The organism is Chryseobacterium daeguense DSM 19388 (assembly GCF_000430825.1).
GTDB classification, from domain to species: domain Bacteria; phylum Bacteroidota; class Bacteroidia; order Flavobacteriales; family Weeksellaceae; genus Chryseobacterium; species Chryseobacterium daeguense.
The window spans coordinates 68,606-94,267 of record NZ_AUMT01000015.1; the positions used below are offsets into that span (position 1 = coordinate 68,606).

Annotated in this window: 28 protein-coding genes; 11 read left to right on the forward strand and 17 right to left on the reverse strand. The window is 38.4% G+C overall.

From position 1 onward, the window contains the following. Positions 1–28 precede the first annotated feature (28 nt). The 6 genes from H560_RS0116640 to hflX form a co-directional block, all read right to left on the reverse strand. Complete coding sequence (locus H560_RS0116640) at positions 29–1,099, reverse strand: calcium:proton antiporter (RefSeq protein ID WP_027381076.1); 1,071 nt, start codon at positions 1,097–1,099, stop codon at positions 29–31. Positions 1,100–1,165: 66 nt separating this feature from the next. Continuing rightward, the gene (locus tag H560_RS0116645; RefSeq protein ID WP_027381077.1) at positions 1,166–1,495 is read right to left on the reverse strand and encodes a DUF6122 family protein; all 330 of its coding nucleotides are present in this window, start codon (positions 1,493–1,495) and stop codon (positions 1,166–1,168) included. Beyond that, positions 1,495–2,214, reverse strand: coding sequence for a DNA alkylation repair protein (locus tag H560_RS0116650; RefSeq protein ID WP_027381078.1), 720 nt, complete (start codon positions 2,212–2,214; stop codon positions 1,495–1,497). Before H560_RS0116650 ends, H560_RS0116645 begins: the two co-directional genes overlap by 1 nt. Positions 2,215–2,245: 31 nt before the next feature. Beyond that, positions 2,246–3,532 (reverse strand): cation:proton antiporter, encoded by a 1,287-nt coding sequence (locus tag H560_RS0116655; protein WP_027381079.1) that lies wholly within the window; start codon positions 3,530–3,532, stop codon positions 2,246–2,248. Positions 3,533–3,562: 30 nt separating this feature from the next. Then, the gene (locus H560_RS0116660; protein WP_027381080.1) at positions 3,563–4,192 is read right to left on the reverse strand and encodes a DUF4919 domain-containing protein; all 630 of its coding nucleotides are present in this window, start codon (positions 4,190–4,192) and stop codon (positions 3,563–3,565) included. Then, a complete protein-coding gene (gene hflX, locus H560_RS0116665) occupies positions 4,192–5,418 on the reverse strand; it encodes a GTPase HflX (protein WP_027381081.1) in 1,227 nt (408 codons plus the stop codon). The genes H560_RS0116660 and hflX overlap by 1 nt, the downstream gene beginning before the upstream one ends. Positions 5,419–5,622: 204 nt before the next feature. On the opposite strand from hflX, the gene H560_RS0116670 reads away from it, so the two are divergent. The 5 genes from H560_RS0116670 to H560_RS0116690 all read left to right on the forward strand — a co-directional run bounded on the left by H560_RS0116670 (position 5,623) and on the right by H560_RS0116690 (position 9,923). After that, entirely contained in the window at positions 5,623–6,330 is a 708-nt protein-coding gene (locus tag H560_RS0116670; RefSeq protein WP_027381082.1) for a LytR/AlgR family response regulator transcription factor, read from the forward strand. 188 nt (positions 6,331–6,518) lie between these two features. Next, positions 6,519–7,004 (forward strand): T9SS type A sorting domain-containing protein, encoded by a 486-nt coding sequence (locus tag H560_RS0116675; protein WP_027381083.1) that lies wholly within the window; start codon positions 6,519–6,521, stop codon positions 7,002–7,004. 5 nt (positions 7,005–7,009) lie between these two features. Continuing rightward, positions 7,010–7,189, forward strand: a complete 180-nt coding sequence (locus H560_RS23425; RefSeq protein WP_027381084.1) for a hypothetical protein — start codon at positions 7,010–7,012, stop codon at positions 7,187–7,189. Between the two features lie 149 nt (positions 7,190–7,338). Then, a complete protein-coding gene (locus H560_RS22770) occupies positions 7,339–9,510 on the forward strand; it encodes a beta strand repeat-containing protein (protein WP_228372495.1) in 2,172 nt (723 codons plus the stop codon). 8 nt (positions 9,511–9,518) lie between these two features. Beyond that, entirely contained in the window at positions 9,519–9,923 is a 405-nt protein-coding gene (locus tag H560_RS0116690; protein WP_027381085.1) for a hypothetical protein, read from the forward strand. 194 nt (positions 9,924–10,117) lie between these two features. Here the strand turns inward: H560_RS0116690 and H560_RS0116695 are convergent, their stop codons facing one another. After that, positions 10,118–10,573, reverse strand: a complete 456-nt coding sequence (locus tag H560_RS0116695) for an META domain-containing protein (RefSeq protein WP_027381086.1) — start codon at positions 10,571–10,573, stop codon at positions 10,118–10,120. A gap of 86 nt (positions 10,574–10,659) precedes the next feature. Between H560_RS0116695 and H560_RS21890 the strand changes: the two genes are divergently transcribed. Continuing rightward, entirely contained in the window at positions 10,660–12,861 is a 2,202-nt protein-coding gene (locus H560_RS21890; RefSeq protein ID WP_034753095.1) for a S46 family peptidase, read from the forward strand. Between the two features lie 85 nt (positions 12,862–12,946). On the opposite strand, the gene H560_RS0116705 is transcribed toward H560_RS21890, so the two are convergent. The 5 genes from H560_RS0116705 to H560_RS0116725 all read right to left on the reverse strand — a co-directional run bounded on the left by H560_RS0116705 (position 12,947) and on the right by H560_RS0116725 (position 18,299). Then, entirely contained in the window at positions 12,947–14,482 is a 1,536-nt protein-coding gene (locus tag H560_RS0116705) for a YifB family Mg chelatase-like AAA ATPase (RefSeq protein ID WP_027381087.1), read from the reverse strand. Between the two features lie 204 nt (positions 14,483–14,686). After that, a complete protein-coding gene (locus tag H560_RS0116710) occupies positions 14,687–15,652 on the reverse strand; it encodes a T9SS type A sorting domain-containing protein (protein ID WP_027381088.1) in 966 nt (321 codons plus the stop codon). 30 nt (positions 15,653–15,682) lie between these two features. Next, entirely contained in the window at positions 15,683–17,071 is a 1,389-nt protein-coding gene (locus H560_RS0116715) for an outer membrane beta-barrel protein (protein ID WP_027381089.1), read from the reverse strand. Further along, a complete protein-coding gene (locus H560_RS0116720; protein WP_027381090.1) occupies positions 17,064–17,630 on the reverse strand; it encodes an RNA polymerase sigma factor in 567 nt (188 codons plus the stop codon). Before H560_RS0116720 ends, H560_RS0116715 begins: the two co-directional genes overlap by 8 nt. A 93-nt stretch (positions 17,631–17,723) precedes the next feature. Then, a complete protein-coding gene (locus H560_RS0116725) occupies positions 17,724–18,299 on the reverse strand; it encodes a DUF4840 domain-containing protein (RefSeq protein ID WP_027381091.1) in 576 nt (191 codons plus the stop codon). Positions 18,300–18,499: 200 nt separating this feature from the next. Between H560_RS0116725 and H560_RS0116730 the strand changes: the two genes are divergently transcribed. The 4 genes from H560_RS0116730 to H560_RS0116745 are packed head-to-tail and all read left to right on the forward strand — an operon-like array spanning position 18,500 to position 20,426. Then, the gene (locus H560_RS0116730; RefSeq protein WP_027381092.1) at positions 18,500–19,009 is read left to right on the forward strand and encodes a hypothetical protein; all 510 of its coding nucleotides are present in this window, start codon (positions 18,500–18,502) and stop codon (positions 19,007–19,009) included. Then, positions 19,006–19,353 carry a tRNA-binding protein gene (locus H560_RS0116735; RefSeq protein ID WP_027381093.1) on the forward strand — a complete coding sequence of 116 codons (348 nt, stop codon included), beginning with the start codon at positions 19,006–19,008 and terminating at the stop codon, positions 19,351–19,353. Before H560_RS0116730 ends, H560_RS0116735 begins: the two co-directional genes overlap by 4 nt. A 38-nt stretch (positions 19,354–19,391) precedes the next feature. Next, on the forward strand, positions 19,392–20,096 hold the full coding sequence (locus tag H560_RS0116740) for a 3'-5' exonuclease (RefSeq protein WP_027381094.1): 705 nt from the start codon (positions 19,392–19,394) through the stop codon (positions 20,094–20,096). Positions 20,097–20,099: 3 nt separating this feature from the next. Further along, on the forward strand, positions 20,100–20,426 hold the full coding sequence (locus H560_RS0116745) for an SUF system Fe-S cluster assembly protein (RefSeq protein ID WP_027381095.1): 327 nt from the start codon (positions 20,100–20,102) through the stop codon (positions 20,424–20,426). Positions 20,427–20,588: 162 nt separating this feature from the next. Here the strand turns inward: H560_RS0116745 and H560_RS0116750 are convergent, their stop codons facing one another. Both H560_RS0116750 and H560_RS0116755 read right to left on the reverse strand, forming a co-directional pair. Further along, positions 20,589–21,425 (reverse strand): sulfurtransferase, encoded by an 837-nt coding sequence (locus H560_RS0116750; RefSeq protein WP_034753098.1) that lies wholly within the window; start codon positions 21,423–21,425, stop codon positions 20,589–20,591. Between the two features lie 254 nt (positions 21,426–21,679). Beyond that, positions 21,680–22,528, reverse strand: coding sequence for a hydroxymethylglutaryl-CoA lyase (locus tag H560_RS0116755; RefSeq protein ID WP_027381097.1), 849 nt, complete (start codon positions 22,526–22,528; stop codon positions 21,680–21,682). 184 nt (positions 22,529–22,712) lie between these two features. Between H560_RS0116755 and pepT the strand changes: the two genes are divergently transcribed. Beyond that, on the forward strand, positions 22,713–23,960 hold the full coding sequence (gene pepT, locus H560_RS0116760) for a peptidase T (RefSeq protein WP_027381098.1): 1,248 nt from the start codon (positions 22,713–22,715) through the stop codon (positions 23,958–23,960). 204 nt (positions 23,961–24,164) lie between these two features. Here the strand turns inward: pepT and H560_RS0116765 are convergent, their stop codons facing one another. From H560_RS0116765 to H560_RS0116775, 3 genes are all read right to left on the reverse strand, one after another. After that, complete coding sequence (locus H560_RS0116765; protein ID WP_027381099.1) at positions 24,165–24,452, reverse strand: hypothetical protein; 288 nt, start codon at positions 24,450–24,452, stop codon at positions 24,165–24,167. Between the two features lie 8 nt (positions 24,453–24,460). Next, entirely contained in the window at positions 24,461–25,363 is a 903-nt protein-coding gene (locus H560_RS0116770; protein ID WP_027381100.1) for an RHS repeat-associated core domain-containing protein, read from the reverse strand. A 29-nt stretch (positions 25,364–25,392) separates the two neighbouring features. Continuing rightward, on the reverse strand, positions 25,393–25,662 hold a 270-nt coding region (locus H560_RS0116775; RefSeq protein ID WP_034753070.1), incomplete at its 5' end, for an IS3 family transposase.

Here is a 25,662-nt window from a genome sequence, read left to right on the forward strand (position 1 = left end):
TTTAAAACTTAAAGTTTTAGATTTAAAGTTAAGGAACAATGACTGTGAAAATATAGGCTGCAAGGTTTACCAGCAAAACGGTTCCGTAAAGGATGTTGGTTTTTCCTCTGCTAAGAGAAAGCATTACTATAAAAACTGATAATGACAAAAGAATGATATCTTTTTTGTCCAAACCTAAAACCAAAGGTATATCATACATTATACACACCACAGAAACCGCAGGAATTGTAAGACCTATACTTGCTAAAGCCGATCCTAAAGCCAGATTAAGACTCGACTGAATTTGGTTACTTCGAGCAGCCCTGATCGCCGCCAAACCTTCCGGAAGCAATACCACTGCAGCAATAATGACCCCTACCAGGGATTTCGGAGCCCCGAAACTCTGAACCATGTCCTCTATCGTCGCAGAAAGACCTTTTGCCATCATCACCACAATCGCTAGGCAAATCACAAGGAATGCAAAGCTGATTCCCGTTTTTGCTACCGACGGTATGTAATGCTCTTCCGGATGCTCATCAGGAACAATAAAATAATTTCTGTGCCTTACCGTCTGAACCATCAAAAATATTCCATAAATCACGAGGCAGGCAATAGAAACGAATATTAGCTGTGCCCGGTTATAGAACGGACCATTAATGCTTGATGTAAAATTCGGGAGGACTAATGTTAAAACCAGGATTGAAACAATACTTACCAGGTAAGTAGTAGCAGAAGTTCTCGCAAAAAACTGCTCATAATATTTCACACCGCCTACAAGAATACAAATTCCCAAAATTCCGTTAAGAATAAGCATTACAGCGGCAAAAACCGTATCTCTGGCCAGTGTGATCGCCTGATCTCCACCGGCAACCATCAGTGAGATGATTAAGGCTACTTCAATGATTGTAATACAAAGCGCAAGGATAATTGTCCCGAAAGGTTCACCTACTTTATGCGCTACAACTTCTGCATGGTGTACTGCAGACAGAACACTTCCCGTCAACAAGAGCCCTGCAATTACATCAGAAACTACCCCGGCGCCCATAAGCCCGGAAAAATAATATCCCACTGCCAGAACAGGAAAAATATACGTGTAATGTAATAGTTCTTTTAATTTCATAAAGCATTTACAAAATACAAAAAATCTATGAAAATTGGAATTTTAAAAGAAAATATTAATTATAATTTAATGACACCAAAGATGGTAATCCTGAAAATCCGTTATCATGTGCATCAAAAGCCCAATGCCTATAATCCTGATATTTCCTTTAAAAAACAGCATCAAAAAATACACCGCAATGGCATAATACGAATGTAAAAAGTGAAATCCTATACTTCCTCGATTCGGGTCAAAAATAGGATGGGCGAACAGGTGATCAAGGTCCACCAACATGGTTGCAAGTAAAATTAAATACACCTTTTTCCAATTTTCACGGTAAAAAATTAAAGCAATCAACACCGGGAAAATAAGATGTAAAAAATAATGGGTAACTGTTTTCCAGAAAAAGCAATCCATCAGATTCTTCCTTTTAAATAGTCCTGCCTTACATTTTCGCTCAGCTTTTCAATGGCATATCGCAGGCATGTTCGCGGCATTTCTTTGTAAAACCGGTTGAGGTAAGTTATCAGCTCGGCTTCATTTTTCTGCCCCATTTCTCTCAGCAGCCAGCCGTTTGCCTTGTGCATCAGGTCGTGATGATGCTTAAGATTTTGAGTGACGAATTCTTTAGTTAAATCAAATGAGCCTTTTTTCACATAGTGCATCGTTCCTACAACAGCAATTCTTTTATGCCACATTTCTTCAGAATTTGAAAGCGTTCTTAACAAATCTTCTTTTTGATTTTCAAAGGCATATCTTCCCAATATCTTATAACAGCTGGAATCCACCAAATCCCAATTGTTGACATACTGCAGATGATTCAGGTAAAATTCAACAATTTCATCTTTTGCTGTCTTATCTTTTGATTTTTCAAATTTTAAAATAAGGATAAATAAAGCTGTCAGCCTGTGTTCATGGTATTTTGAAGAAAGAAGCCTGCTGAGGTCTTTCAATGAAATTTTAGCATAATATTCTTTAGCAACAGCCCTTTGATCCGGAACTTTTACTCCCAGAAATACATCTCCTTCTCCATATTCGCCTTTTCCTGTTTTAAAAAACTTCGTGAAAAATGCTGCTTTTTCCGGAATGGATAATACCGCCAGAGCTTCTTCTATTTCCTTAATAACTTCACTCATTTGTTTTTTTAATTTAAATCTGATCAGAATATTAATCAATATTACCTGCAGCAACGCTTTCCAATTCCTCTTCTTCTTCCGCAATCTTATTAGGATTGGCTACTTTTGCGATGGTAAGTCCCTGAACAATAATGGAAAACACCACCACACAGTAAGTGATACTTAACACAATATTGCTGTATTCATTTTTGGGGATTGATAAAGCCAGTGCAATGGAAACACCTCCCCTGATACCACCCCAAACGAGCACTTTTACCGTCTGCGGGCTAAACCTCGTTCTGAATGACATGAACTTCGTAGGTATCCAGATGGAAATAAGCCTTGCCAGCAGAACCACAACAATAGCAATAAGCCCGGGAATCATAAAGTTCTTCAGATCTTTTATCATTAATAATTCGAAACCGATAAAGAGGAATAATACGGCATTCAGAATTTCATCGATCAGCTCCCAAAATTTGATAAGATAATCCTGCGTGATGGATTTCATTTTGAATTTAATATTAAAATTACCCATAAATAATCCCGCCGCCACCATCGTCAATGGCCCTGAAATATGCATCTGCCTTGCAACAAGATAACCTCCCATTACTACAGATAATGTAACCAGAACAGAGATAATATAATCATCCACCTCACGCATCAGCCTGGAAGTGACCCATCCAAGAACTACGCCCAGCAAAAGCCCGCCACCAGCTTCTTTCATTAGCAGAAAACCTATACTTTCCGCGCTGAGATTTACTTTATTTCCCACAGCAAGCTCAAGAACTACCGTGAAAACTACCACGGCCATCCCATCATTGAAAAGAGATTCTCCCGCAACTTTGGTTTCAAGAGCCTTTGAGACATTTGCCTGCTTAAGAATACTCAAAACGGCAACCGGATCTGTGGGCGAAATTAATGCTCCAAAGAGCAGGCAGTAAATAAACGGCAGCTGAAGCCCTACAAGCGGAAGCAGATAAAACATCCCGAAACCTACTACAAAAGTGGAAATTACCACACCCGCAGTAGAAAATATAACCACAGGCCGGAACTGTTCTTTTAAATCGTCGATATTAATATGAATTCCTCCCGCAAAGAGCAGAAAATTAAGCATTGCTCCCATCAGAACCTCCGTAAAATCGATGCTTATCATCAATTTATTAAGGTGCCCGAAAGTACGGGGAAGAAAGCTTTCGCCAAATAAAACCAGTATGATAGAAACTGCAATGGCTATCACCATGATTCCGATGGTACTCGGAAGTTTAAGAAATCTGTAATTAAGGTATGAAAATATTGATGCTAAAACTATTAATGCTGAAAATGAATAATATAATTCCACTAAGCTGTTTTTAAAGTTTGTCTTTTTTAATTAGTAATCGATATAAAGTACTTTTATGTAAATCTTGCTGTTGTCTTTTTCCCAAATGTCAAGCATTCCGTCTTTTGAAGGTTTGGATCCTCTTGAATAATCCTGTCCAAGATTCAGAATATTCAATAAAATATATTCATCTCCCACAGAGTTAACGAGATACGGCGTCTTCTCAGTTTTTCCGTCTCCGGAGCTTCTTATAGCTTCGGTGAGTGTACGGAACTGGTTCAGATGGTGCATAAAATTGCTTCCGTCTTTTTTGGAATCATATGCTTTTAGCAAAATGAGGAGAATATCAAGATTAGTGGGATCTTTTTCATATAAAATCTTTCCCTGTTTTATACATTCATCAAAATCTCCTTTTTTAAAGGCTTCTGCCAGAGTTTTGAACTCATCATCTATCGTGGAAACATTGTCTTTTTTAAAGTTTCTTCCATAGTAAAGATACTGAGCCTCAATAGAATCCAGGGATTTCGGGTAAGCTTTGTATTTAAACATAAGCTTCTCATTGTTGTAGGGAGATTTATTATTCTTAAGATCTTTCTCGATCGCCTTAAAATCTATTTTTGATTTTTGGCCAAGACCAAAAACCGATACAAAAAGCAATAAAAGGAAAAAGTGATATTTCATTAATCTTTGTTTTCTTCTTCCTCGTCGTTATCGAAATATTCGAAAAGGAAATCATTGTAAGGAAATCTTGAAATATGAATCTTCATTACCTCATCATAGATCATTCTCTTCATTTCCGGGAAGTTTTCTTTTGTAAGGGCAGAGATGAAAACAGTAGGATACTTGGATTTTGCCATCCAGGTGTTTTTCCATTCGTCCAGAGAGATATTTTTCTTTGTAGATGGTGTAAGATCATCATCATCTTTTTTCTCGTAGCTGAAATCATCTATTTTATTGAAAACCATCACCATTGGCTTTCTGTGCGCATCGATTTCCTGCAAAATCTGGTTTACGGAATCAATATGATCTTCGAAGCTTTCATGGGAGATATCTACCACATGAATCAGCAAATCTGCCTCTCTTACCTCATCCAGGGTGGATTTAAATGATTCTACAAGCTGTGTAGGTAACTTTCTGATAAATCCTACGGTATCCGTCAATAAAAACGGAAGATTTCCGACTACAACCTTTCTTACGGTAGTATCAAGTGTCGCAAAAAGCTTATTTTCCGCAAAAACTTCAGATTTCGAAAGAGAATTCATGAGCGTAGATTTTCCTACGTTGGTATATCCTACCAAAGCAACACGCACCATTTTTCCGCGGTTGTTTCTTTGGGTAGCCATCTGCTTATCAATCGTTTTCAGCTTTTCTTTTAATAAGGAAATTCGGTCTCGGATGATACGTCTGTCGGTCTCAATTTCGGTTTCCCCGGGTCCTCTCATCCCGATCCCCCCTCTCTGACGCTCAAGGTGGGTCCACATTCTTGTCAGCCTAGGAAGAAGATACTCATACTGAGCGAGTTCCACCTGTGTTCTTGCATAAGAGGTCTGAGCTCTTTGGGCAAAGATATCAAGGATAAGATTGGTTCTGTCTAAAATTTTTACCTCAAGTTCTCTTTCAAGGTTTTTAAGTTGTGAAGGTGAGAGTTCATCGTCAAAGATTACAGTTCCAATTTCGTTTTCTTTTACGTAATCTTTTATTTCGATGGCTTTTCCGCTTCCTACAAATGTTTTGGAATCCGGCTGAGACATTTTCTGGGTGAATCTTTTTGCCACTGTAGCTCCGGCAGTGTACGCCAAAAACTCCAGCTCATCCATATATTCCGTAAGCTTATCCTCATCCTGGTCTTTGGTGATTAATCCTACCAAAACCGCCTTCTCATAATTATGTTCTTTCTTTTCTAGCATTAAGTTCTATCTATAGTTTGTGAGATTTACAAGATAAGATTTTTCAGTAAAAAAAACAAAATGAATTTTTGTGGCATCTAAAATTTACTGTTAAATTAAATTCATAATGTTATTGATTTATAGAAAATTAATACCTTTAAGGAATAATTTTTAGGTTTTCTTTTTACATTTTAAAAATTATAATAAAACTAATTCCTGAACACCATGATTACTAATATAAGATGTATGATTATTGATGGTGATGAGCTGGACAGGCTTGTTCTTCTTCATCACCTTAAGCAATATGAAAATATTGAGGTCGTTGCGTCTTTTGACACTGCGGAAAAAGCAATTCCTTTTCTTGAGCTTCCTATTGATCTTTTAATAATCGAAGCCGGGCTTAAAGGCATGAACGGACTGGAATTCAGAAAACTAGCCCATAAAATACCTGCCTGCATTTTTATAAGCTCACACACAGAATATGCCCTGGAAACTTTTGAAATAGACACCCTTGATTTCATTGCAAAACCATTAAAAACAGATCGTTTTCATACTTCGATGCAAAAGCTCTTTTCTTTTTTTGAAATGAAGGAGAAATGTGAGTTTTTTGATGCTTTACTGGGCGAAAACATCATCAAAATTAAAGAAGGCTGTAATATTCATCATATAAAAATCACCGATATCCTTTATCTGGAAGCCTTAAAAGATTATACACGAATCGTGACCCCGGATAAAAAGCATTGCATCCTTAATTCTATCGGGAATATTCTGCATAAAAGCTATTTTGAATCTTTTGTAAGGATCCACAGGAGCTTCGCGGTTCCCCGACACCTGATCCGCAGTAAAAATAATCATGAAGTAGAGCTTGTACACCAAATTAAGCTTCCTATCGGGAGAGCATACAAGGAAAATTTATCTTTTTTTGAGCCCTAAAATTATTTCTTCAAAATATCCATGAATAGTGATATTTTCGGCAATATTTCCACTTTTTGTCGTTTGTCTATTATTTATGTCGTTTGTCTATTTTCCAAATATCTGTCTGTGATATGTGGTAATTTAGTCTTCCAAAATTCTCTTTAAAATTTTGACATAACCAATTAGTAACCACAAACCATTTTTATATGAAAAGAACATCTATTCAATGCTTCTTTCTCATTCTGTTTCTGGTCCCCATCGGCCTGCTGAGAGCACAATCAGCAGTCTTGGCGACAGGAGCGAATGCCACAGGAAGCAACGGCTCGGTTTCATACAGTGTAGGGCAGCCCGCCTTTATCATCAAGGGCCCCAACCGGGAAATTTCTGAAGGAGTACAGCAAGTTTACGAAATCACCACACTGGCAACCAATGAAACCTCAACATCTACTGATGAAGGAATTTTACTTTATCCCAATCCTTTTAAAGATTACCTGTATTTAGATTTTACAAACAATCCTTTTAAAGGCTCCGAGTATCAGCTTTTCGACGCTCAGGGAAAACTTATTAAAAAAGACAAAATTACTCAGTCTAAGTCTGAATTCAACTTCTCTTCTCTCCCATCCGCAATGTATATTATAAGGATCAGCCAAAACGGAGAAAATATCAAAACATTCAAAATCATTAAAAAATAACAACCATGAAAAAAATATTACTCGCAGCGGGACTTCTGCTTGGTACACACCTAGCCTTCGCACAGGTACCCGAAAAAATGAGCTACCAGGCTATCATCCGAAATGCAGGCGGACAGGTTTTGCCTAATCAAAGCATTCCGAAAGACTTACAGGGAACACCAATGCCAATGGACTTATTACATTAGAAGTAGGTTCAGGAACTGTACTTACCGGGGCATTCAATACAATTGACTGGTCTACCGGAAGTTACTATCTAAAAACAGAAACCGATCCTGCAGGAGGAACCAATTATACAATAACAGGAACCAGCCAGCTCCTAAGTGTTCCTTATGCCATGTTTGCCAAATCAGCAGGGGCTGTAAGTGGCGGAGGAGCTTTTTCAATTCCATATACCAATACGGTAAACAATGCCGGAAACCTTTTCTCTTTAACCAATAATGGTGACGGAACTTCCATTGAAGGTATAAATAATACAACTACATCAAATATTGCTTCAGTAAGAGGTATTGTAAGCAATACCGCTCCAGGCGGATTTTCTTCCGGCGTACGAGGTATCAATAGCGGTACCGGCGGACTAGGTGTAGGAGTCTATGGAAGCCAGGACGGAAGCGGATGGGGCGTTTACGGGGTAACACCTGCCGGACTTGGGGTTTATGGTAATGCTACAGCTGCAGGATATGGGGTTTATGCAAACAGTAACACCGGGACAGGTCTTAATGCAACCAGTAACAATGGTATTGCAGCAAATATCACAATAGCCAATAATGCAAACAACAATAACGTACTAAACGCCAGCACTGTAGGAAACGGAACCGTGGTAAACGTTACCACAACAGGAAACGGAGCCGGAGTAAGAAGCTCAACAGGTGGAGGATTTGGAGTTCAAGGTATTACATCTTCTCAGACTTCCGCTGGTATCGTGGGTGACAATAACGGAGCTGGTGAAGCTATCGTGGGTAGAACTACAAGTAATATTGCAGGAGCTGTGGTAGGACGAAATGATGGTGCCGGTTACGGTGTAAGAGGTTTTGTAGCTACAAATACTTCAGGTACAGCAATCGGCGTGTTCGGCCAGGTTGGTATAAACAGCAGTACCGGACGTGCAGGACGTTTTGAAAATACAAATACAGCCAATGACAGAAATACTTTTGAAGTTGCATCCAATACAAACGGAAATATCCCTGATAATACACAAGGTAACGCATCTTCTTTCTTTTTAAATAATACCAACAGTGTAGGTGCTGCCGTAAGAGGAGAAGTTAATACAATCTTCGGAAACTTCGGTGCCTCAGGTATCTTTGGGGTTTCATCAGGAACCGGAGGTCGTGCAGGATTATTCTACGCATCCAATCCTTCAGGAAACGGAGCCTCATTAATTGCATTAACCGATGGAAACGGAAATGCCATCACTGCTAATGCCGGTAAAGACGGAAATGGTGTAGAAACCAATATAGACGGAGCCGGAAACGCACTTTATGCATGGGTTCCAACTTTCTCACAAGGACGTGCTGCCAGATTTGAAATCTTTAACGAGGACAATCAAAAAGAAGTTATCTCAGTAAAAACAGTAGGAAACGGAATCGGAGGAAACTTTAAAGTAGACCGCGTAACAGGTACGTCTGCAGCAGTAAAAGGAGAAGTAACATCTCAGTTTGCGAACTTCGGGACAGCAGGCATTTACGGTGTTTCATCAGGAACTGGGGGATATGCGGGATTATTCTACTCTTCCAATGCCAGTGGTAACGGACCTGCAGTGTTAGCCCTTACAGAAGGTAATGGAAATGGTATTACTGCCAATGCAGGTGGAACCGGAGACGGTGTTGAGGCTACAGCAGACGGAACAGGTAATGCGATCTATGGCTGGATTCCTAACTTCGGAACCGGTAAAGCAGCTAGATTTTCTAACTTTAACAGCGCCAACGCTCAGCCAACGCTATATATAACCACCAATGGTACAGGTAGTGCAGAACTCATCAATCATACAGGAGCTTCGGGCAATATTGCAACTTATCAAAGTGCGGGAGCTAATGTAGCCCGTATCAATAAAGCAGGAAGAGGATTCTTCGATGGAGGTACTCAAAACAGTGGTGCGGACGTTGCAGAAGCATTTGATGTAGAAGGAAATATTTCAGCTTATGAGCCGGGAGACATCCTTGTTATTTCTACTACCAAAGACAGATCAGTAGAAAAATCATCAAAACCTTATTCCAATCTTGTGGCGGGAGTTTATGCTACTAAACCAGGGGTTTTATTAACCGAGGAACATATTGATACCGATTTATCGGATAAAGTTCCGATGGGAGTAATCGGGGTAATTCCTACCAAAGTTTGTCTTGAAGGAGGAAAAATCAAAAGAGGTGATCTTCTGGTGACTTCTTCGAAATCAGGAGTAGCTATGAAAGCCAACCCTAAAAAAGTAAAAATAGGGCAGGTTATCGGAAAAGCGCTTCAGGATTATGATCAAAACGGAATCGGAAAAATAAACGTATTGGTAAACACTAAATAAAATAAAACATGAAATCATTATATATCATTGCTTTTTTAGCATTAAGTATCAATATTTATGCTCAGGAAAACAAAAGAGCATCGGAAACGCAGGAAGCTCCCAACTACAAAGAGTCCAAAGAATTCGAAGCCAGAATGATGAAGGATGCTGAAGAAAGAGCAGCACAAAAACCTTCAACAACATTAGTTTCAGAACAGGGTCTGGATTTAAAACAGGCTCCAAAACAGACAACAGCTAATAATTCCGGTAAAACTATTCCCGGATCTGCAAGCCTGGACGAAATCAGGGCAACAATTCCTGGCAGACAGGCCCGCAAAGTAAGTCCTGCAAAACACAGCAATAGTGTTCAAGGGTTAATGAGCACACCGGACCTTACCATATCCGACATTAAAAAAACGATCCCCAAAAACTAATAACTAACACTAGATTTTTCAACACTAAAAGAAAGTCCGCTCAACAGCGGACTTTTATTTTTAATTTGATAGAGATTCTTCGACTGCTTCGCGCTCTGGATGACACTGGTAAATCATACGCTCACAAAAGACAATTAGTATTAGCAATGTCATCCTGAGCACGAAGCAGTCGCAGGATTCAATAAGTATTTAATTTAATCCCAATCCGCCGCGACAAACTTTATTTGATTTCCATTATCATCAGATAAAGTCAGAAAATGACCTTGTACAGAGTACTTTTTCATATTTTTGAAGCTTGCAGAAAAATCTGTTTCCAGCTTCATTTCAGCGCAGGCCTTCATTGTTGAGCCTATATCAGAGATTTCAACATCCCCGTTTTGCTTAAATTCGGAAGTAAAAAACATAGAATTACAGCCCATAAAGGCAGTCCCTTTTATTTTTCCGTTTTCTATGTCCTGTGTAAGATTAATCTTAGCATTATTCTTTACAAGATCCTGCTTTGTATAATTGTCAAAAGCTACAAGCATCCATTCTCTCTGAATCTGATGATTTCTGATGGTATTGATGTTATTTTGCTTCTGTGATGATGTACAGTTTATCGCCATACCAAGGAATAAAACCGCAAAAAAAGATACAAATATTTTTTTCATATAACCTTGAAATCCATTTTCATACCATTTCAGGACAGGATAGCATAAAATTTAGTAAATTAGCGACACAAAAATTATTTTATAAAATGAAAAGACTATTTCTACTCTTCACTTTCCTTTTGAGCTTCGCTCAGATGAGGGCAGACGAAGGAATGTGGCTGTTAATGCTCGTAAAAAGACTTAATGGTGTAGATATGCAAAAAGAAGGATTGCATCTTACACCCGAAGAAATTTATTCCGTAAACAATTCAAGCTTAAAAGATGCGATCGTAAGTTTTGGAGGGTTCTGTACAGGAGAAATCGTTTCAAACCAAGGCCTTATCTTTACCAACCACCACTGTGGTTACGGAGCTGTAGCTGCAGCTTCCACTCCGGAAAAAGACTACTTAAAGAATGGTTTCTGGGCAATGAAGCAGAAAGACGAATTCAATGCAAAAGATCTTTACGTAAGATTTTTAGTAAGAATGGATGATGCTACACAGAGAATCAATTCAAAATTAAACAATAAAATGACCGCTGAAGAGAGAAAAGCTGTGATCGATGCTGAAACAAAAGCGATCCAGACAGAAAACTCTGAAAACGGAAAATATACCGTTGTTGTAAGAGATTTCTTCAATGGGAATGAATTCTATTATTTCGTATATCAGGATTATAAAGATATCAGATTGGTAGGTGCACCTCCATCATCATTAGGAAAATTCGGTGGTGATACAGATAACTGGGAATGGCCGAGACACACTGCAGACTTTACCGTTTTCAGAGTATATGCTGATGCGGCAGGAAACCCTGCTGAATATGCTCCGGGGAATGTTCCTTTGAAGCCTAAGCATTTCTTACCGGTTTCTTTGAAAGGTATCAAACCTGGTGATTTCTCAATGATTTTGGGTTATCCTGGAAGAACGAACCGTTATCTTACTTCTTACGGAATCCAGCAAATGGTAAATAAAGACTATCCGGCATGGGTAGAAGCTTCCAAACTAGCCATGGATGTAATGAAAAAGTACATGGATAAAGATAAAGGAACGCAGCTTAACTACGCTTCTCAATATGCTTCTGTAGCCAACTATTGGAAGAACAGACAGGGAACAATTGACGCTGTGGTAAAAAACGGAACAATTACCAGCAAGCAGAAATTAGAAGAAACATTTAAAACATGGGCTGTACAGCCGGCAAATGTTGCAGAATATGAAACTGTTTTGGATGATATTGCAATTTATTACAAGCAGACTTCTAACAGAAATGTAGAAAGAATGTACATGAGCCAGCTTTCAAGAAACTCTAAATATTTCACCCTTGCATTACAGGTAGGAAATGTTTTGAAGACCTACGCAGACCAGAATATGGAAGGCAGAGTAGCCATGAGGCCAAAAGTAGAAGCTGCCCTTAAAACGGCATACGAAAACATCAATACCAAGCTTGAAGGTGAAATGATGAATTCTATGGTAAATCTTTATAAAACAAGAGTAAATCCTGATGTTGCCTCTCCGACAATTATGGGATTAGACGCTAATAATCTATCAAACGTTGCTTATTCTTCGATTTTTGCTAATAAAACTTCTGCGACCAACTTTATGTTGAATCCTGATAAACTAAAGCTTGATGCAGACCCGCTTTGGAAAATTGCAAACGGAATTGTTGCAGATCAAAAGGCTTCAGCTGACAGATTTGTGAAAATTGATGATAATTTTGCTAAAAACAACAGACTTTTCTTAGCAGGATTAATGAAGGCTATGCCTGAGAAAAAATTCTATCCGGATGCTAACTCTACAATGAGATTAACGTACGGAACGGTTGATAAATTGCCAATCAGAGAAGACAGAAACTACTTCGGGGTTACTGATAACTACTATACAGATATGACCGGCCTTGTAGGAAAATACAAGAAAGGTGATGAAGAATTTGATCTTCCACAAAGAGTGATTGATCTTTATAACCTTAAAGATTTCGGGCAGTATGCTGATGCAAAAGGATACATGCCTGTAAACTTCCTTTCCAACAACGATATTACAGGTGGTAACTCAGGTTCGCCGGTAATTGACGGAGACGGAAACCTTATCGGTATTGCATTCGACGGAAACAGTGAAGCATTAAGCGGTGACATCGTTTTCGAACCGGAATGGCAGAAAACAATTAACGTAGACGTTCGTTTTGTTCTTTGGACAATCGACAAATACGCAGGGGCAAGAAGATTGATCGACGAATTGCAATTAGTAAGAGACGAAAATACTCCAGCCGATACAAAAACAAAAATGCCTAAAGCTACAACAGCAAAAGGAAAGAAAAAATAATCTTCATTGATATATTTTAAAACCCGCGGAAGTTTTTTTCCGCGGGTTTTTTGATTAAATAATTTTTAAAATCTGAAAAACAGTTCTAAACATTCCAAAACTCCCGATCCAGGCTCCTGTACTGTATCGCCTCCGAAACATGGCTTGACAAAATATTCTCCGATTCTTCAAGATCTGCAATGGTTCTGGCAACCTTTAAAATTCTGTCATACGCTCTCGCAGAAAGATTCAGTTTTTCCATGGCTAGTTTGATGAGGTTAAAGGAAGCTTCATCCAATTCGCAAAACTTCTCAATCTCTTTTGGACCAATTTGGGCGTTATAACTGATCTTTAAATCTTTATATCTTTCCCTTTGAATCTCTCGGGCGATAAGAACGCGCTTTCTGATATCCTCACTTTTTTCTCCTTTTCTTCGTTCCGCCAGCTGTTCAAATTCAACCTTCTGAACCTCGATATGGATGTCTATCCTATCCAGTAGCGGCCCGGAAAGTTTATTCATATAGCGCTGCATCTCAAAAGTAGTAGACGTGTTATTAGGATCATCGGGAAAAAAGCCGCTCGGACTTGGATTCATAGAAGCAACCAGCATGAAGCTTGCAGGATAATTGACGGTAAATCTTGCCCTTGAGATTGTTACTTCCCGGTCTTCCAGCGGCTGTCGCATCACTTCCAGAACAGTCCGTTTAAATTCCGGCATCTCATCCAGAAACAAAACGCCGTTATGAGCCAGGGAAATTTCTCCCGGCTGCGGATAGCTTCCCCCACCAACGAGTGCAACATCTGAAATGGTATGGTGAGGCGCCCGGAAAGGGCGGACCGTCATGAGAGAAGTCTCCGTACCCATTTTTCCGGCAACGGAATGTATTTTTGTAGTTTCTAAAGCTTCTTTAAGGCTTAATGGAGGCAAAATGCTCGGAACTCTTTTGGCGAGCATAGTTTTTCCACTTCCGGGCGGACCAATAAGGATAATGTTATGACCTCCTGCTGCAGCGACTTCCATCGCCCTTTTTGCGGTTTCCTGACCTTTTACCTCGGAAAAATCAAATGGGAAATCATTGATCTTTTCCTGAAACTCCTTTCGGGTATCAATTTCAACTTTCTGGAGAGGTTTTCCTTCATTAAAAAAATCAATAACTTCTTTTATATTTTCTACTCCGTACACATCCAGGTTATTTACTATGGCTGCCTCCCTTGTATTCTGTTTCGGTAAGATGATTCCTTTAAAACCTTCCTCTCTGACCTGAATAGCAATAGGCAATACTCCGCGGATCGGCTGTAAAGCACCATCCAGGGACAATTCTCCCATGATAATATATTCGTGTACATTTTCGGCAAGAATCTGATCCGATGCGGCAAGAATTCCAATAGCAATGCTCAGGTCGTAAGCCGCACCTTCTTTCCTGAGATCAGCAGGTGCCATATTAATTGTGATTTTTTTCCCGGGAATCTTATAGCCTACATTTTTCAGTGCTGCAGAGATTCTGTAGCTGCTTTCTTTAATAGCATTATCGGGCAGGCCTACCAGATGATATCCTACCCCGCCGGTATCTACATTTACTTCAATAGTAATAGTCTGCGCTGCAACGCCGTGTATTACACTTCCAAAAATTTTGACGAGCATGAATTGTGTTTTGGTGTAAAAGTAGAAAATATATCATTTTACAAAACTTTTTAATCTGTTTAAAATTTTCTTTGATTTAAATTTTAAAATGTGATTTTTTAACAATATCATCAAGTGCTTTCATCACAAAAAGGCGCAAAGTAAAACCTTGCGCCAAGAGAGAATTATTGAAAAAACTAAAATCCACGTATGGACTTTTACATGTTATTTTTTAATGAATTTATTTTTATATACTTTTCCGTCTGCACTTTTAGAAACTACAAGATAAGTTCCCGGAACCAAAGCACTCACGTCAATAGCTTCAGAAAACTTGTGGTCTTTTTTCTGCTGAACCAGTTTTCCGGACATATCAACAATAGAGATTTCTGTATATTTTTTATCAGATTCTTTCCCGATAAACAGGAACTGAGTCGTAGGGTTCGGGTAGATGCTCAGGTTATTTTCTTTAGGTTTAGTCTCATCAGTTGAAAGGTTACAGAAATTCCATGCCCCGAAGTTCAACTGGATGTAAGCCGCATCACTCAGCATTTCACATTGGTCCGGACAATATTCCGTGCAGGCATAAAAGCCGTAGAACCCGGTTTCTGTTGCTGTGTAAGTATCTCCTGTTGCACCGCTGATGATACAAGGGTCTGTGGGTGACGGAGGGTTGCTCCCCGGAAGACATCTGAACCAGGTGTGGGTACCATATACGGCAGGAAATCCGTTTTGCAGCAATACTGACGCTCCCTGGCATACATTATATTCACCGGGCTGCACTTCCTGGTAAGTTCCTGGCTGAAGGTCTACCATCATGAAAGGAAGTCCATAAGCATAACCATCAGCAAGGATTGACGCACTTTCTGCTGTACAGTCTCCGTCTGTTACTGCTACTTTGAAGTTATAAAGCATATCGTCTGTTCCGTTGATGGTAAGTGTCTGTGAAGTTGCTCCTGAAATAGGAACCCATGGATTCGGGTTTGGGGTTTGCCAGTACCATTCTTGCTTGTACCACTGATAGCTTCCAAAAGTCTGTGTAGAAAGTACCTCGCTTTCAGAATTACAAAAAACTACGCTGTTCGGAAACATAGTTCCCAGTCTCGGACTTGTGATGGTTGGTGTACATTGCTGTGCATTTAAATTAAGAAAACTTAAAAGCAGAAGACTTAAAAAAATTAATTTTGATTTCATATAAAAAATATTTAATTGATTTGACACAAATTAATCCAGCAAGAGCCTGATTCCGAATTTCAGGTTGAAATTCAGTGGTTTTTCCTTATAAATGGTTTTCAAAGAGCTGTTGTCATTGAAATGATATCCTACGCCCGGTTCGGCATAAATTCCAATGTTTTTGATCACTTTTAGCTGAAGCCCCAAGGCCGTATTTACGGAGACCTGAACCGGTTTCTCGGTGATTTCTTCCATGGTTTCTTCCTTCACGATTCCATCAACGATGTATTTGGTTTTAATATCGCCTGAAACAGCCTTTTCAATGACAGTTCCACCTGTAACATATCCCGTAAAAGCCCCTTTCTGAATTACATTGTAATTTACCTGTACGGGAATTCCCACATAGTGAATATTCTGCTCACTGCTGATAAAATTATCATTGCTTCCTGTGGTAAGGTCTGCCGAAAGTCTGGTGTAATTAACTCCCAACCCGATTCCCCATTTTTTATTAATATTATAAAGTGCAGAAGCTCCGAAAGTGATGGGCGTCTTGTGTTTTATGGTGGCGTCCACTTTTTTATTCTGATTGGCAATAAGGATGGACATTAGTGGATCTTCGCCATATCCTGAAGTCCATATTTCCGGCAGGCTCAGCGTAGTTCCGTTCAGGGTTGCATATCCCGGAAACTGCTCGCTGGAATTGGAAGAAGCGTTTCCTGTTCCTACACCCAACATCCATTTTTTTTTATTTTTAGCCAGTTTTTTCTTTTCTGCATCCTCAAATTTTTCCTTCCATTCCCTTTCCTCTTTGGTAAGAAGCTCGTGGGTTTCCGGTTCTTCAGCGGTTTTCTGTGTTTCCAGGTTTTTATTTTGTTCCTGCGCGAGATTTTGATTTTCCTGAGAAAGAATATTTTCTATTTTATCCGGATTTTGAAGGATTTTATTCTCCCAACGATTATTTATCTGATTTTGTGTTTTATTTAAAATATTTCCAAGAATATTTTTTTTGAAATTGTAATCTGTATTTTTTGATTTATTTGAATTAATACTGTTTAAACCATTTCTGTCCTTAAAACTTTCAACACTTAAGTCTGGCTGTTTTTGAGATAAAATTGTTTTCTGAGAATCTGATTGAATCTGATTGAATGAGATTTTCGGCTGGGAAGAAGGCTTTTTATCATTAAAGTCAAATAACCTGCCCAGAATAAAGAACATAGCAATAGCAGCCGCAACTCCGCAGATGCGGTAAAGAGGTGTAAAATTAAATTTTTTAACAGCTTTATCCTGCGCTTTCAGATCATTACTCATAAAACCGGGAACCAGCTTCGCTTCATCATCCGCAAATAGTTCGTCTCTGATATTTTTCCACAATCCATCAGGAACATCTTCCGTATGATCCTCCATCTTCCTGCGCAGATCATTTAACCATTCATTATTCATATTGCGCTGTTTTAGACATTTTATATTCTTTTATTTTTTGGGCAAGCATTGATTTTGCTCTGTGAAGCTGCGAGGCAGAAGAATTTTCTGCAATTCCCAGCAGATCAGCTATTTCCTTATGACTTTTTTCCTCGAATACGTAAAGGTTAAAAACCGTCCTGTAACCATCCGGAAGTGAGCGTATCATCTTCATTATAGTATGTTGCGAAATTTCTTCTAAATTCGGTTCATCTTCATTTTGCTCATCCGGAATTTCAAAATTTTCAGACACTTTTTTCAGGTCAGGATTCTGTTTAATATGTTTTAAAGATTCATTTACAATAATTTTCGTGCTCCACGCTCTTAAGGATCCTTTTCCCCGGAATTCAAAAGAATCAATAGCCCGGAACATCTGTATAAAACCGTTCTGCAGAACATCATGAACATCTTCGCTATCAATGATATATCGGGAACAGACATAGGTAAGACTGCCTGAATAAGCTCCGAAAAACTCTTTCCAGGCCGCTTCTTCCTTTTTCAAAAGGCGGTCCGCTAAAATCTGCTCCTTATTTTCTTCCATTGATTAATTTGACAGCATTTAACTCATCAATTACATCATGCAAAGATAGGCAGCCTCAAATTGAGGCTTTACCTACCAGATAATAACCATTACTTACTTTTTAACACTAATCGGGATATCATATTTTATAGTCTGATAAGGAGTCAGCTCAACTCCATCAACGGTTATTTTTTCTGCTTCCAACCCAAATCTCAACGACCAGTCGTAGCCTACAAAGAACCCTTTTTGCTTTGCGCCCAGCTTTACTACTGTATTTTTAACAGCTCCGTCTATCGGAATCTGGATCGCCAGCGTTTTTGGTTCAAATGTCAGCTCCACTACATTCTGACCTGTATTCAGTTTTGTTTTATAATCCAGCTTATATTCTATTTTTCCGATATGAGCCAAAGCCGTATCCGCTTTTACAGGATCCGTTACCACTGTTTTTACAATTTCTCTAATCGGAAAGTCTTTAAAAGTGATGATGGTATCTTTTGCAGTAAACTCAATTACTTTTTCATTAAATTTATTACCCTGTGTGGTTATCAGCCTAGCCCTGTAGCTTCCGTCCACATCGCTCAGCTTTACAGGAATGGGTTCATAACTTTCATTATTACAAGATGTTAAGGAAAACCCCAGAGAGATGATAACCGCAACTAATATAGATTTAAGTACCATTGATTTCTTCATTATTTTAAATTTTAGCATTAATATTATTTCTTTGAGTACTCATTTATATAAAGACGGATTTTCGGAAACCTTGCACAAGAATTAACAAAAAGTTATTAAATATTTCATAACAAATTGATTTTTAGTAGTAAAACTTTCACATTTAAAATAATTTTTTTCGAGTTTTATATTTTAATACATTTGTTTAAACCAAATTTGAAATGAATTTCGAACAAATCAATTTCCACCTTCAGGCATATAAAGAGCATGATCAAATTATTGATGCGGCAGAATATTTAATCAATGCTTTTCAGCTTGAACATAAAAATTTTGCAGGATTCGGCTTCAGGCCGGAACTTTCCCACAATTCCATGCTTTTAACAGCAGAAGGTGAACTGGGAGGTCCGCAAAAGGTAATGATTCCTAAGAATTTATTTGATTTTGATCTGAATTTAGTCTTGAATATGGTCGCTCACGAAATGCTTCACGTACGCCAAAAAGCCCCGGAAACCCTTGTGGAAGATAAAAATGAAAGAGAATTTCAGGCCTACTATGAAATGCTTTTCCATAAAGTTTTCCCCCAGATTCCGGAAGTATCAGATTTTCATAAAAAAGCGTTTGGAAACAAAGCGCTGGAATACTACAAAAGAATGGGTGAAGGCTCTGAGCTACAGCAGAAATATGCAGAACAGAAAACAGAAGTAGAACAACTAATCAATTCATTATCATGACAATAAAACCCGAAATCTCATTGGAAGATTTTGAAAAAATAGACATCAGATCAGGAACAATACTATCAGTAAAAGATTTTGAAAAGGCCAGAAATCCCTCTTATCAGCTGGAAATAGATTTTGGAGATTTGGGCATCAAAAAATCATCCGCACAAATCACAGCCCTTTATCATAAAGAAGAATTGGTCGGAAAACAGATTCTGGCCGTTGTTAATTTTCCTAAGAAACAGATCGCTAATTTTTTCAGCGAATGCCTCGTTCTGGGAGTTTATGGTGAAGATAAAAAAGAGATTACACTTTTGACACCTTCATTACCTACAAAAAATGGAATGCAGGTTGGATAATTAAAACTTGGAGGTTTAATGAATAAAGTAAAAACAAAATGATACAAAATATTCCTTTAGAAAGGATTTTATTTCTTGATATTGAGACCGTTCCGGGAGCGGGATTATGGGAAGAGCTTTCTGAAACCGAGCGTATGCTTTGGGACAAAAAAACAAGATATCAGAGAAAAGATGAAATATCCGCAGAAGAATTTTACTCCGAGAGAGCCGGAATTATGGCCGAATTCGGGAAGATCATCTGTATTACCATTGGAATGGTGGAAAAGAATGACACGCTGAAAATCAAAAGTTTCGCAGATCATGACGAAAAAAAGATGCTGCAGGAATTTGGTGAAATTTTTAACAGCCCGAGACTCCGGGACGTGATTCTCTGTGCCCACAAAGGGAAAGAATTTGATTTTCCGTGGATTGCAAGAAGATTCCTGATCAATGGGATGCATCCACCTACCCCTTTTCAGATGTTTGGTAAGAAACCCTGGGAAATACCGCACATTGACACGATGGAACTGTGGAAATTCGGGGATTACAAAAGTTTTGTATCACTGGAACTGCTTGCCCATCTTTTCGGAATTCCTACTCCGAAAGACGATATCGACGGCTCAATGGTTTCATCAATCTACTACATAGAAAAAGACTTGCAAAGAATAGTTGACTATTGTGAAAAAGATGTCTTAACTTTGGCAAATATTTTCCGGCGCATGCGTCAGGAAGATTTGTTGAAAAGGTACATCAATTTAGATTAAAAAATGAAATTTACAGACGATCAGATTGCTGACATTGGTGAGGAGATCATCAATGTTTTAAAAACCGTGTATGACCCAGAAATTCCGGTAGATATCTACGAGTTGGGGCTGGTTTATGATGTTCAGATTTCCGATGACGCGGATGTAAAAATCGTCATGACGCTTACTACACCGAACTGTCCGGTTGCAGAAACCCTTCCACAGGAAGTGAAAGACAAAGTAGCAGAGGTGGAAAACGTAAAAAGCGTTGATTTGGAGCTTACTTTCGAACCTAGCTGGAATAAGGATATGATGAGTGAAGAAGCGAAGTTTGAGCTGGGAATGCTTTAAAATTCGGATCAAAAATAAAATTGGCTGTCAAATCTGGCAGCCTTTTATTTTGTCATTATAATTTCGCAATGCTATTCTGGAGTGAAGAATCTATAAACTACTACTTTTTCCGCATACCTTCAGACTGATCAGAATACAAATAGAACGATTACTTTATTAATATTAAATCTCTGTTGCGATTTCTTTCCCTTCTCTCCTGCTCCACTCGCTCCAGGAACCGACGTATAAATTCGGAGTTGGAAAACCTGCATATTCCAAAGCTAAAATAGTATGACAGGCAGTAACTCCTGAACCACAGTGAATGATCAGATTTTGAGGCTTATCCTGTAAGATTTTTAAATATTTTTCTTTTAAAACTTCCGGTTTCAGGAAATTCCCGGTTTCATCCAGATTTTCAGAAAAAGGAATATTAATGGCTCCCGGAATATGCCCCGCCACCAAATCAATCGGCTCAGATTCTCCTTTGTAGCGGTAAGCGTCTCTCACATCAATTACCGTTGACGAATGTCTTATCAATTCATTTTCAACAGCTTCCAGACCTGAAGTCGGAAGAAGCCAGCCTTCTTTTTTAATTAATTGTGCTTTTTCAAAAGCTTCTTCACCTGAAGAAAATTCTAATCCTTCTTTTTCTGCATTCTGAAACCCTCCATCCAAAACCTGAACATTTTTAAATCCAAAAGATTTCAGCATCCACCAAGCTCTAGCCGCTGCATTTGAACCATTTTTGTCATCATAAACAACGATATGAGAACCTTCTGAAATTCCCAGATTTGAAATTGTTTGTGAAAATTTGTCAATATCAGGAAGCGGATGCCTCCCGCCAAAAGCTGCATCTTCACCAATTTCCGCCAAGTCTTTATCCAAATCAATGAATCTTGCTCCTTTAATATGCTTGTTCAAATAATTTTGTTTTACATCTTTACCGACTCTTGCATCAAGAATGATAAGGCTTTCTTTTGGGAGATTTTTTAATTCAGATGGGGAAATTATAGGCACCATTTTGTTGATTTTTTTGGATCAATTTAAATTTATTTGGCTAAAGCCGATTTTGTTTTTGAATAGTAGCGGGCTAAAGCCCGCCCGTATTGATGTTTATTCTTGTTTGAAATCATTGTTCTGCTTAGAGAACACCCTCGATTTTCAATATTGTCAGGCTGAGGTTCTCGAAGCCTTCATAGTGCCCTTCGAGAGCCTCAGGGTGACAGCGCTAATACCAGCCGGATAATTAATCTGTTAATTTAGTATTGTTATTTTTAAAAATGAAAAATATCTTTCGCTTTATTGTAAGAACTTTCGAAGTGTAACAAATTCAGCTTATGGTTTATTTTTTCTACGCTCATGAAGTTGATCACCTGTTCTGTAGGCATATTTCCCACAAGATCGTCTTTTGCCATTGGGCAGCCGCCGATTCCTTTTATGGCACTATCAAATCTTTTGCATCCTTTATCGTAAGCTGCTTTCAATTTAGAATAAGAATCTTCATAACGGTTGTGAAAATGCCCTCCGAAATTGATTTCAGGATATTTTGAAGGTATCTTTTCAAATAAAAGAGAGATTGTTTCCGGCGTTGCAACTCCCGTAGTATCAGAAAGTAAGATATCTTTAACTCCAATTTCTGAAAATCGTTTTGCCCAGAAATCCACATCTTCCCATTTCCACATTTCGCCATACGGATTACCGAATGCCATGGAGAAATAAATGTTCAGCTGTCTGTTTTCCGTTTTTACCAGTTCGAGCATTTTTACAATTTCATTAAATGCCTCTTCCTGGCTTTTGTTCGTATTTCTGTGCTGGAATGTCTCTGATATGGAAAACGGAAACCCCAGAATATCCACAGACTGGTGCTTCAGCGCTTTCTCCGCCCCTCTGTAATTTCCGATAATCGCGGAGACTTTTGTATTGGAGCGGGATTTATCTATGTTTTCTGCGACCTCTGCAGAGTCTGCCATTTGGGGAATTGCTTTTGGGGATACAAAGCTCAGACAATCCAACACATCAAAACCAACATCCATTAATGAGTTGATATAGTCTATTTTTTTGTCGGTGGGGATAAATTCTCCCCAACCCTGCATTGCATCACGCGGACATTCAGTAAGAAACATTTTACTTTTAGATTTTCTCAAATATAATAAAACTAAACAATTTAGTATTTACCTGTTACAAATCTATCATTATTTTGATTTTCAAATGATTATCTCCGATTTATAATTTCGATACTTTATATTCGATTACAAATAAATTATCTCAGCATCAAATTTGTTAACTTTGTTGAAATTTATACTAATAATGAGCGCAATAGAATTCAACCAATTGTGGAAAGAAAAATTACTGAACCGTTTTCTAAGTTATGTAAAAATATACTCAACCAGCGATGCTGAAAGTGAAACAACACCTTCTACGGAAAGACAGTGGGACATCGCAAAATACATTGTGGAAGAGCTGAAAACGATCGGTCTGGAAGATGTTTCGATTGATGACAACGGGTATATCATGGGTTATGTGCCTTCCAATCTTGAAAATGATGACAGGCCTACAATTGGATTTATTTCACATTATGACACTTCACCGGATTTCAGCGGGGAAAATGTAAAGCCGCAGGTGTGGGAGAACTACGATGGAAGTGATCTGGTGCTAAACCAGGCTACCGGATTTACCTTATCCTCTTCAAAATTTGAAAGCTTAAAAAAATATATAGGCCAGACTTTAATTACTACGGACGGGAATACGCTTCTTGGAGCAGACGACAAGGCCGGCTGTGCAGAGATTGTAACGGCTGCAGAATACCTTATTGCCCATCCTGAAATCAAGCATGGAAGAATTGCCGTTGGATTTACACCTGATGAGGAAATCGGAAGAGGAGCGCACAAATTTGATGTGGCAAAATTCGGAGCAGAATTCGCTTATACCATGGATGGCGGAGAAGTGGGAGAACTTGAATATGAGAACTTTAACGCAGCCGGAGCTGTTGTAAAAATTCACGGATTGAGTGTTCACCCCGGTTACGCCTACGGAAAGATGGTAAATGCTGCTTTACTGGCTTCAGAATTTGCCCAAATGCTTCCTGCCAATGAAACTCCCGCGACTACGAAAGGTTTTGACGGGTTTTATCATTTGATGGATATCAATGCAGATATCTCTGAAGCTAAATTGCAATATATTATCCGTGACCACGATGCTGATAAATTTGAGGCAAGAAAAAAATTCATGGAAGAAAAAGTGGCGGAATTTAATCAAAAGCACGGGGCGGGAACCGCTGAAATTGAGATTAAAGAGCAATACAGAAATATGAAGCAGCAGTTCGAAGGAAAAATGCACATCATAGATCTTGCAGCAGAGGCTATGAAAGAAGCCGGAATAGAGCCTAAAATAAAGGCCATCAGAGGAGGCACGGATGGCGCACAATTATCCTACATGGGATTACCTTGTCCTAATATTTTTGCGGGGGGAATTAATTTCCACGGACCTTATGAATATGTAGCGCTGGAGAGCATGGAAAAGGCGGTTGAGGTGATTCTAAATATTGTGAAGGCGTAAAATTATGAAAAAATTATGGTTTTTTTTTCTTTTATTTTTAAAATCTTAAGAAGAATAATCTGATTTTGACGATAATAAAAACCCACTGCAATTGCGGTGGGTTTTGTTTTTAATATTACAGACAGAGATTGCCTTTCTCGTGTCAATTTGTGTTATTGCTGAAATATCCTCTTGGAAAAGGTTGCCCTTAAGATGCTCTTATTATTATTTTCTAACCTCAACTTTCTCAATCTTGTTGCTGTTATCTTCTTTAGGGTTTGTTAAATCATCATATAACATATAAAAAGACATTATTACAACAAATATTCCTAAACACATTCCAACTATTGAGCGCCAATATTCCATTCTTTTTAAGTTATTTTCCGGTATAGGTTCAATATCCTTTTTGCTATATGATTTAAAAAGTAAATACATACATATGAAAAGAACAACACCAATAAAAAAAGTAATAAAAAACTTAACTACAAAATGTTCTTCTAAATATTCATCCATTTTTAATTTTATTTAAATTTTTCTAACTTAATTGCTTCATTTAGTCTTTGCTTATCAGCTTCTTTCTGTCGCTGCCTTTGAACTTCTAAATCTCTCGCTTTATCTAAAGCTTTATCATTTCCAATTTTATAAATTGTTCCTGCCATTTTATCACTTGTTCTTGTAGTTAATTTATTAATTCCACTCCCAAATCCGGCAGTAACTGCAAAAATTGCCATTCTAGTATAAGCAGAGTTATTCTTACCTTCTCTAAAATCCATGGCTACGTTCATAGCTGTGGAAACACCCCCTATAATTTCTCCAGCTAACAATAGGGATCCTCCCGTACCTCCGGATGGAATAAAGGATGCTGCACCTGCAACATCAAGACCTATACTTGTCCACTCCATGACATCAGCAATTGTTCTTAATGTTTGGTGTTCGTACTCTAATCTAGTTTCCCTGCTTCCTGAAGCATAATGTACACCGTCTGGAGTTACCATAATCCGTCCATCTTGAGAGGTATGCTCGCGATTTATCCAGTCTGTAACTGTTCCGTCCGGGTTTAATAATACTCCCCAATGTGGAGTTCCATTAGAGCTGTTTTCAATAATAGGAATACTTCTTTCTCCGCTACCATCTAAATGTGAATATCCAGCTACATGATCACTCCCATCAAACCATTTATAATTTCCTGTTTCTGTATTTCTATACCAATCATATGGTTGCCTTCCATCAGGATCAATATACTTTATCGGATTATTAAAGCTGTAAACGTACGGCGACCAGCTCGGCATCTTCTCCGCGAGCGGATCGACATTCAACCAAAGAGAAACCCTCGGATTGTAATACCTGGCACCATAATACATATATCCCGTTTCTGCATCAAGTTCTTTACCATTAAACTTATACGGACTGTAATGAACTTGCAACTATTTTTGAGACAAAATTTATATACTCTTTATGCTACATTTTTAGATTGATTAGACATTAAATTTTGATACTCTCTTATGGTTAAATTTCCTAAAGCTGAATGCCTTCTCTGGGTGTTGTAAAATGTTTCTATATATTCAAACACAGAGTTTTTGGCGTGGTCTCTAGTTTCATATTTATTTTGATAGACAAGTTCGGTTTTCAGAGTTTTGAAAAAACTCTCCGCTACAGCATTATCATAGCAATTTCCCTTTCCACTCATACTTCGGGTAATATTTTTCCCGACTATTGACGTAAA

Coding starts and splice junctions, on each gene's coding strand:
- H560_RS0116640 (WP_027381076.1), bottom strand. CDS start 1,099: ATGAAATTAAAAGAACTATTACATTACACGTATATTTTTCCTGTTCTG.
- H560_RS0116645 (WP_027381077.1), bottom strand. CDS start 1,495: ATGGATTGCTTTTTCTGGAAAACAGTTACCCATTATTTTTTACATCTT.
- H560_RS0116650 (WP_027381078.1), bottom strand. CDS start 2,214: ATGAGTGAAGTTATTAAGGAAATAGAAGAAGCTCTGGCGGTATTATCC.
- H560_RS0116660 (WP_027381080.1), bottom strand. CDS start 4,192: ATGAAATATCACTTTTTCCTTTTATTGCTTTTTGTATCGGTTTTTGGT.
- hflX (WP_027381081.1), bottom strand. CDS start 5,418: ATGCTAGAAAAGAAAGAACATAATTATGAGAAGGCGGTTTTGGTAGGA.
- H560_RS0116670 (WP_027381082.1), top strand. CDS start 5,623: ATGATTACTAATATAAGATGTATGATTATTGATGGTGATGAGCTGGAC.
- H560_RS0116675 (WP_027381083.1), top strand. CDS start 6,519: ATGAAAAGAACATCTATTCAATGCTTCTTTCTCATTCTGTTTCTGGTC.
- H560_RS23425 (WP_027381084.1), top strand. CDS start 7,010: ATGAAAAAAATATTACTCGCAGCGGGACTTCTGCTTGGTACACACCTA.
- H560_RS22770 (WP_228372495.1), top strand. CDS start 7,339: ATGTTTGCCAAATCAGCAGGGGCTGTAAGTGGCGGAGGAGCTTTTTCA.
- H560_RS0116690 (WP_027381085.1), top strand. CDS start 9,519: ATGAAATCATTATATATCATTGCTTTTTTAGCATTAAGTATCAATATT.
- H560_RS0116695 (WP_027381086.1), bottom strand. CDS start 10,573: ATGAAAAAAATATTTGTATCTTTTTTTGCGGTTTTATTCCTTGGTATG.
- H560_RS21890 (WP_034753095.1), top strand. CDS start 10,660: ATGAAAAGACTATTTCTACTCTTCACTTTCCTTTTGAGCTTCGCTCAG.
- H560_RS0116705 (WP_027381087.1), bottom strand. CDS start 14,482: ATGCTCGTCAAAATTTTTGGAAGTGTAATACACGGCGTTGCAGCGCAG.
- H560_RS0116710 (WP_027381088.1), bottom strand. CDS start 15,652: ATGAAATCAAAATTAATTTTTTTAAGTCTTCTGCTTTTAAGTTTTCTT.
- H560_RS0116715 (WP_027381089.1), bottom strand. CDS start 17,071: ATGAATAATGAATGGTTAAATGATCTGCGCAGGAAGATGGAGGATCAT.
- H560_RS0116720 (WP_027381090.1), bottom strand. CDS start 17,630: ATGGAAGAAAATAAGGAGCAGATTTTAGCGGACCGCCTTTTGAAAAAG.
- H560_RS0116725 (WP_027381091.1), bottom strand. CDS start 18,299: ATGAAGAAATCAATGGTACTTAAATCTATATTAGTTGCGGTTATCATC.
- H560_RS0116730 (WP_027381092.1), top strand. CDS start 18,500: ATGAATTTCGAACAAATCAATTTCCACCTTCAGGCATATAAAGAGCAT.
- H560_RS0116735 (WP_027381093.1), top strand. CDS start 19,006: ATGACAATAAAACCCGAAATCTCATTGGAAGATTTTGAAAAAATAGAC.
- H560_RS0116740 (WP_027381094.1), top strand. CDS start 19,392: ATGATACAAAATATTCCTTTAGAAAGGATTTTATTTCTTGATATTGAG.
- H560_RS0116745 (WP_027381095.1), top strand. CDS start 20,100: ATGAAATTTACAGACGATCAGATTGCTGACATTGGTGAGGAGATCATC.
- H560_RS0116750 (WP_034753098.1), bottom strand. CDS start 21,425: ATGGTGCCTATAATTTCCCCATCTGAATTAAAAAATCTCCCAAAAGAA.
- H560_RS0116755 (WP_027381097.1), bottom strand. CDS start 22,528: ATGTTTCTTACTGAATGTCCGCGTGATGCAATGCAGGGTTGGGGAGAA.
- pepT (WP_027381098.1), top strand. CDS start 22,713: ATGAGCGCAATAGAATTCAACCAATTGTGGAAAGAAAAATTACTGAAC.
- H560_RS0116765 (WP_027381099.1), bottom strand. CDS start 24,452: ATGGATGAATATTTAGAAGAACATTTTGTAGTTAAGTTTTTTATTACT.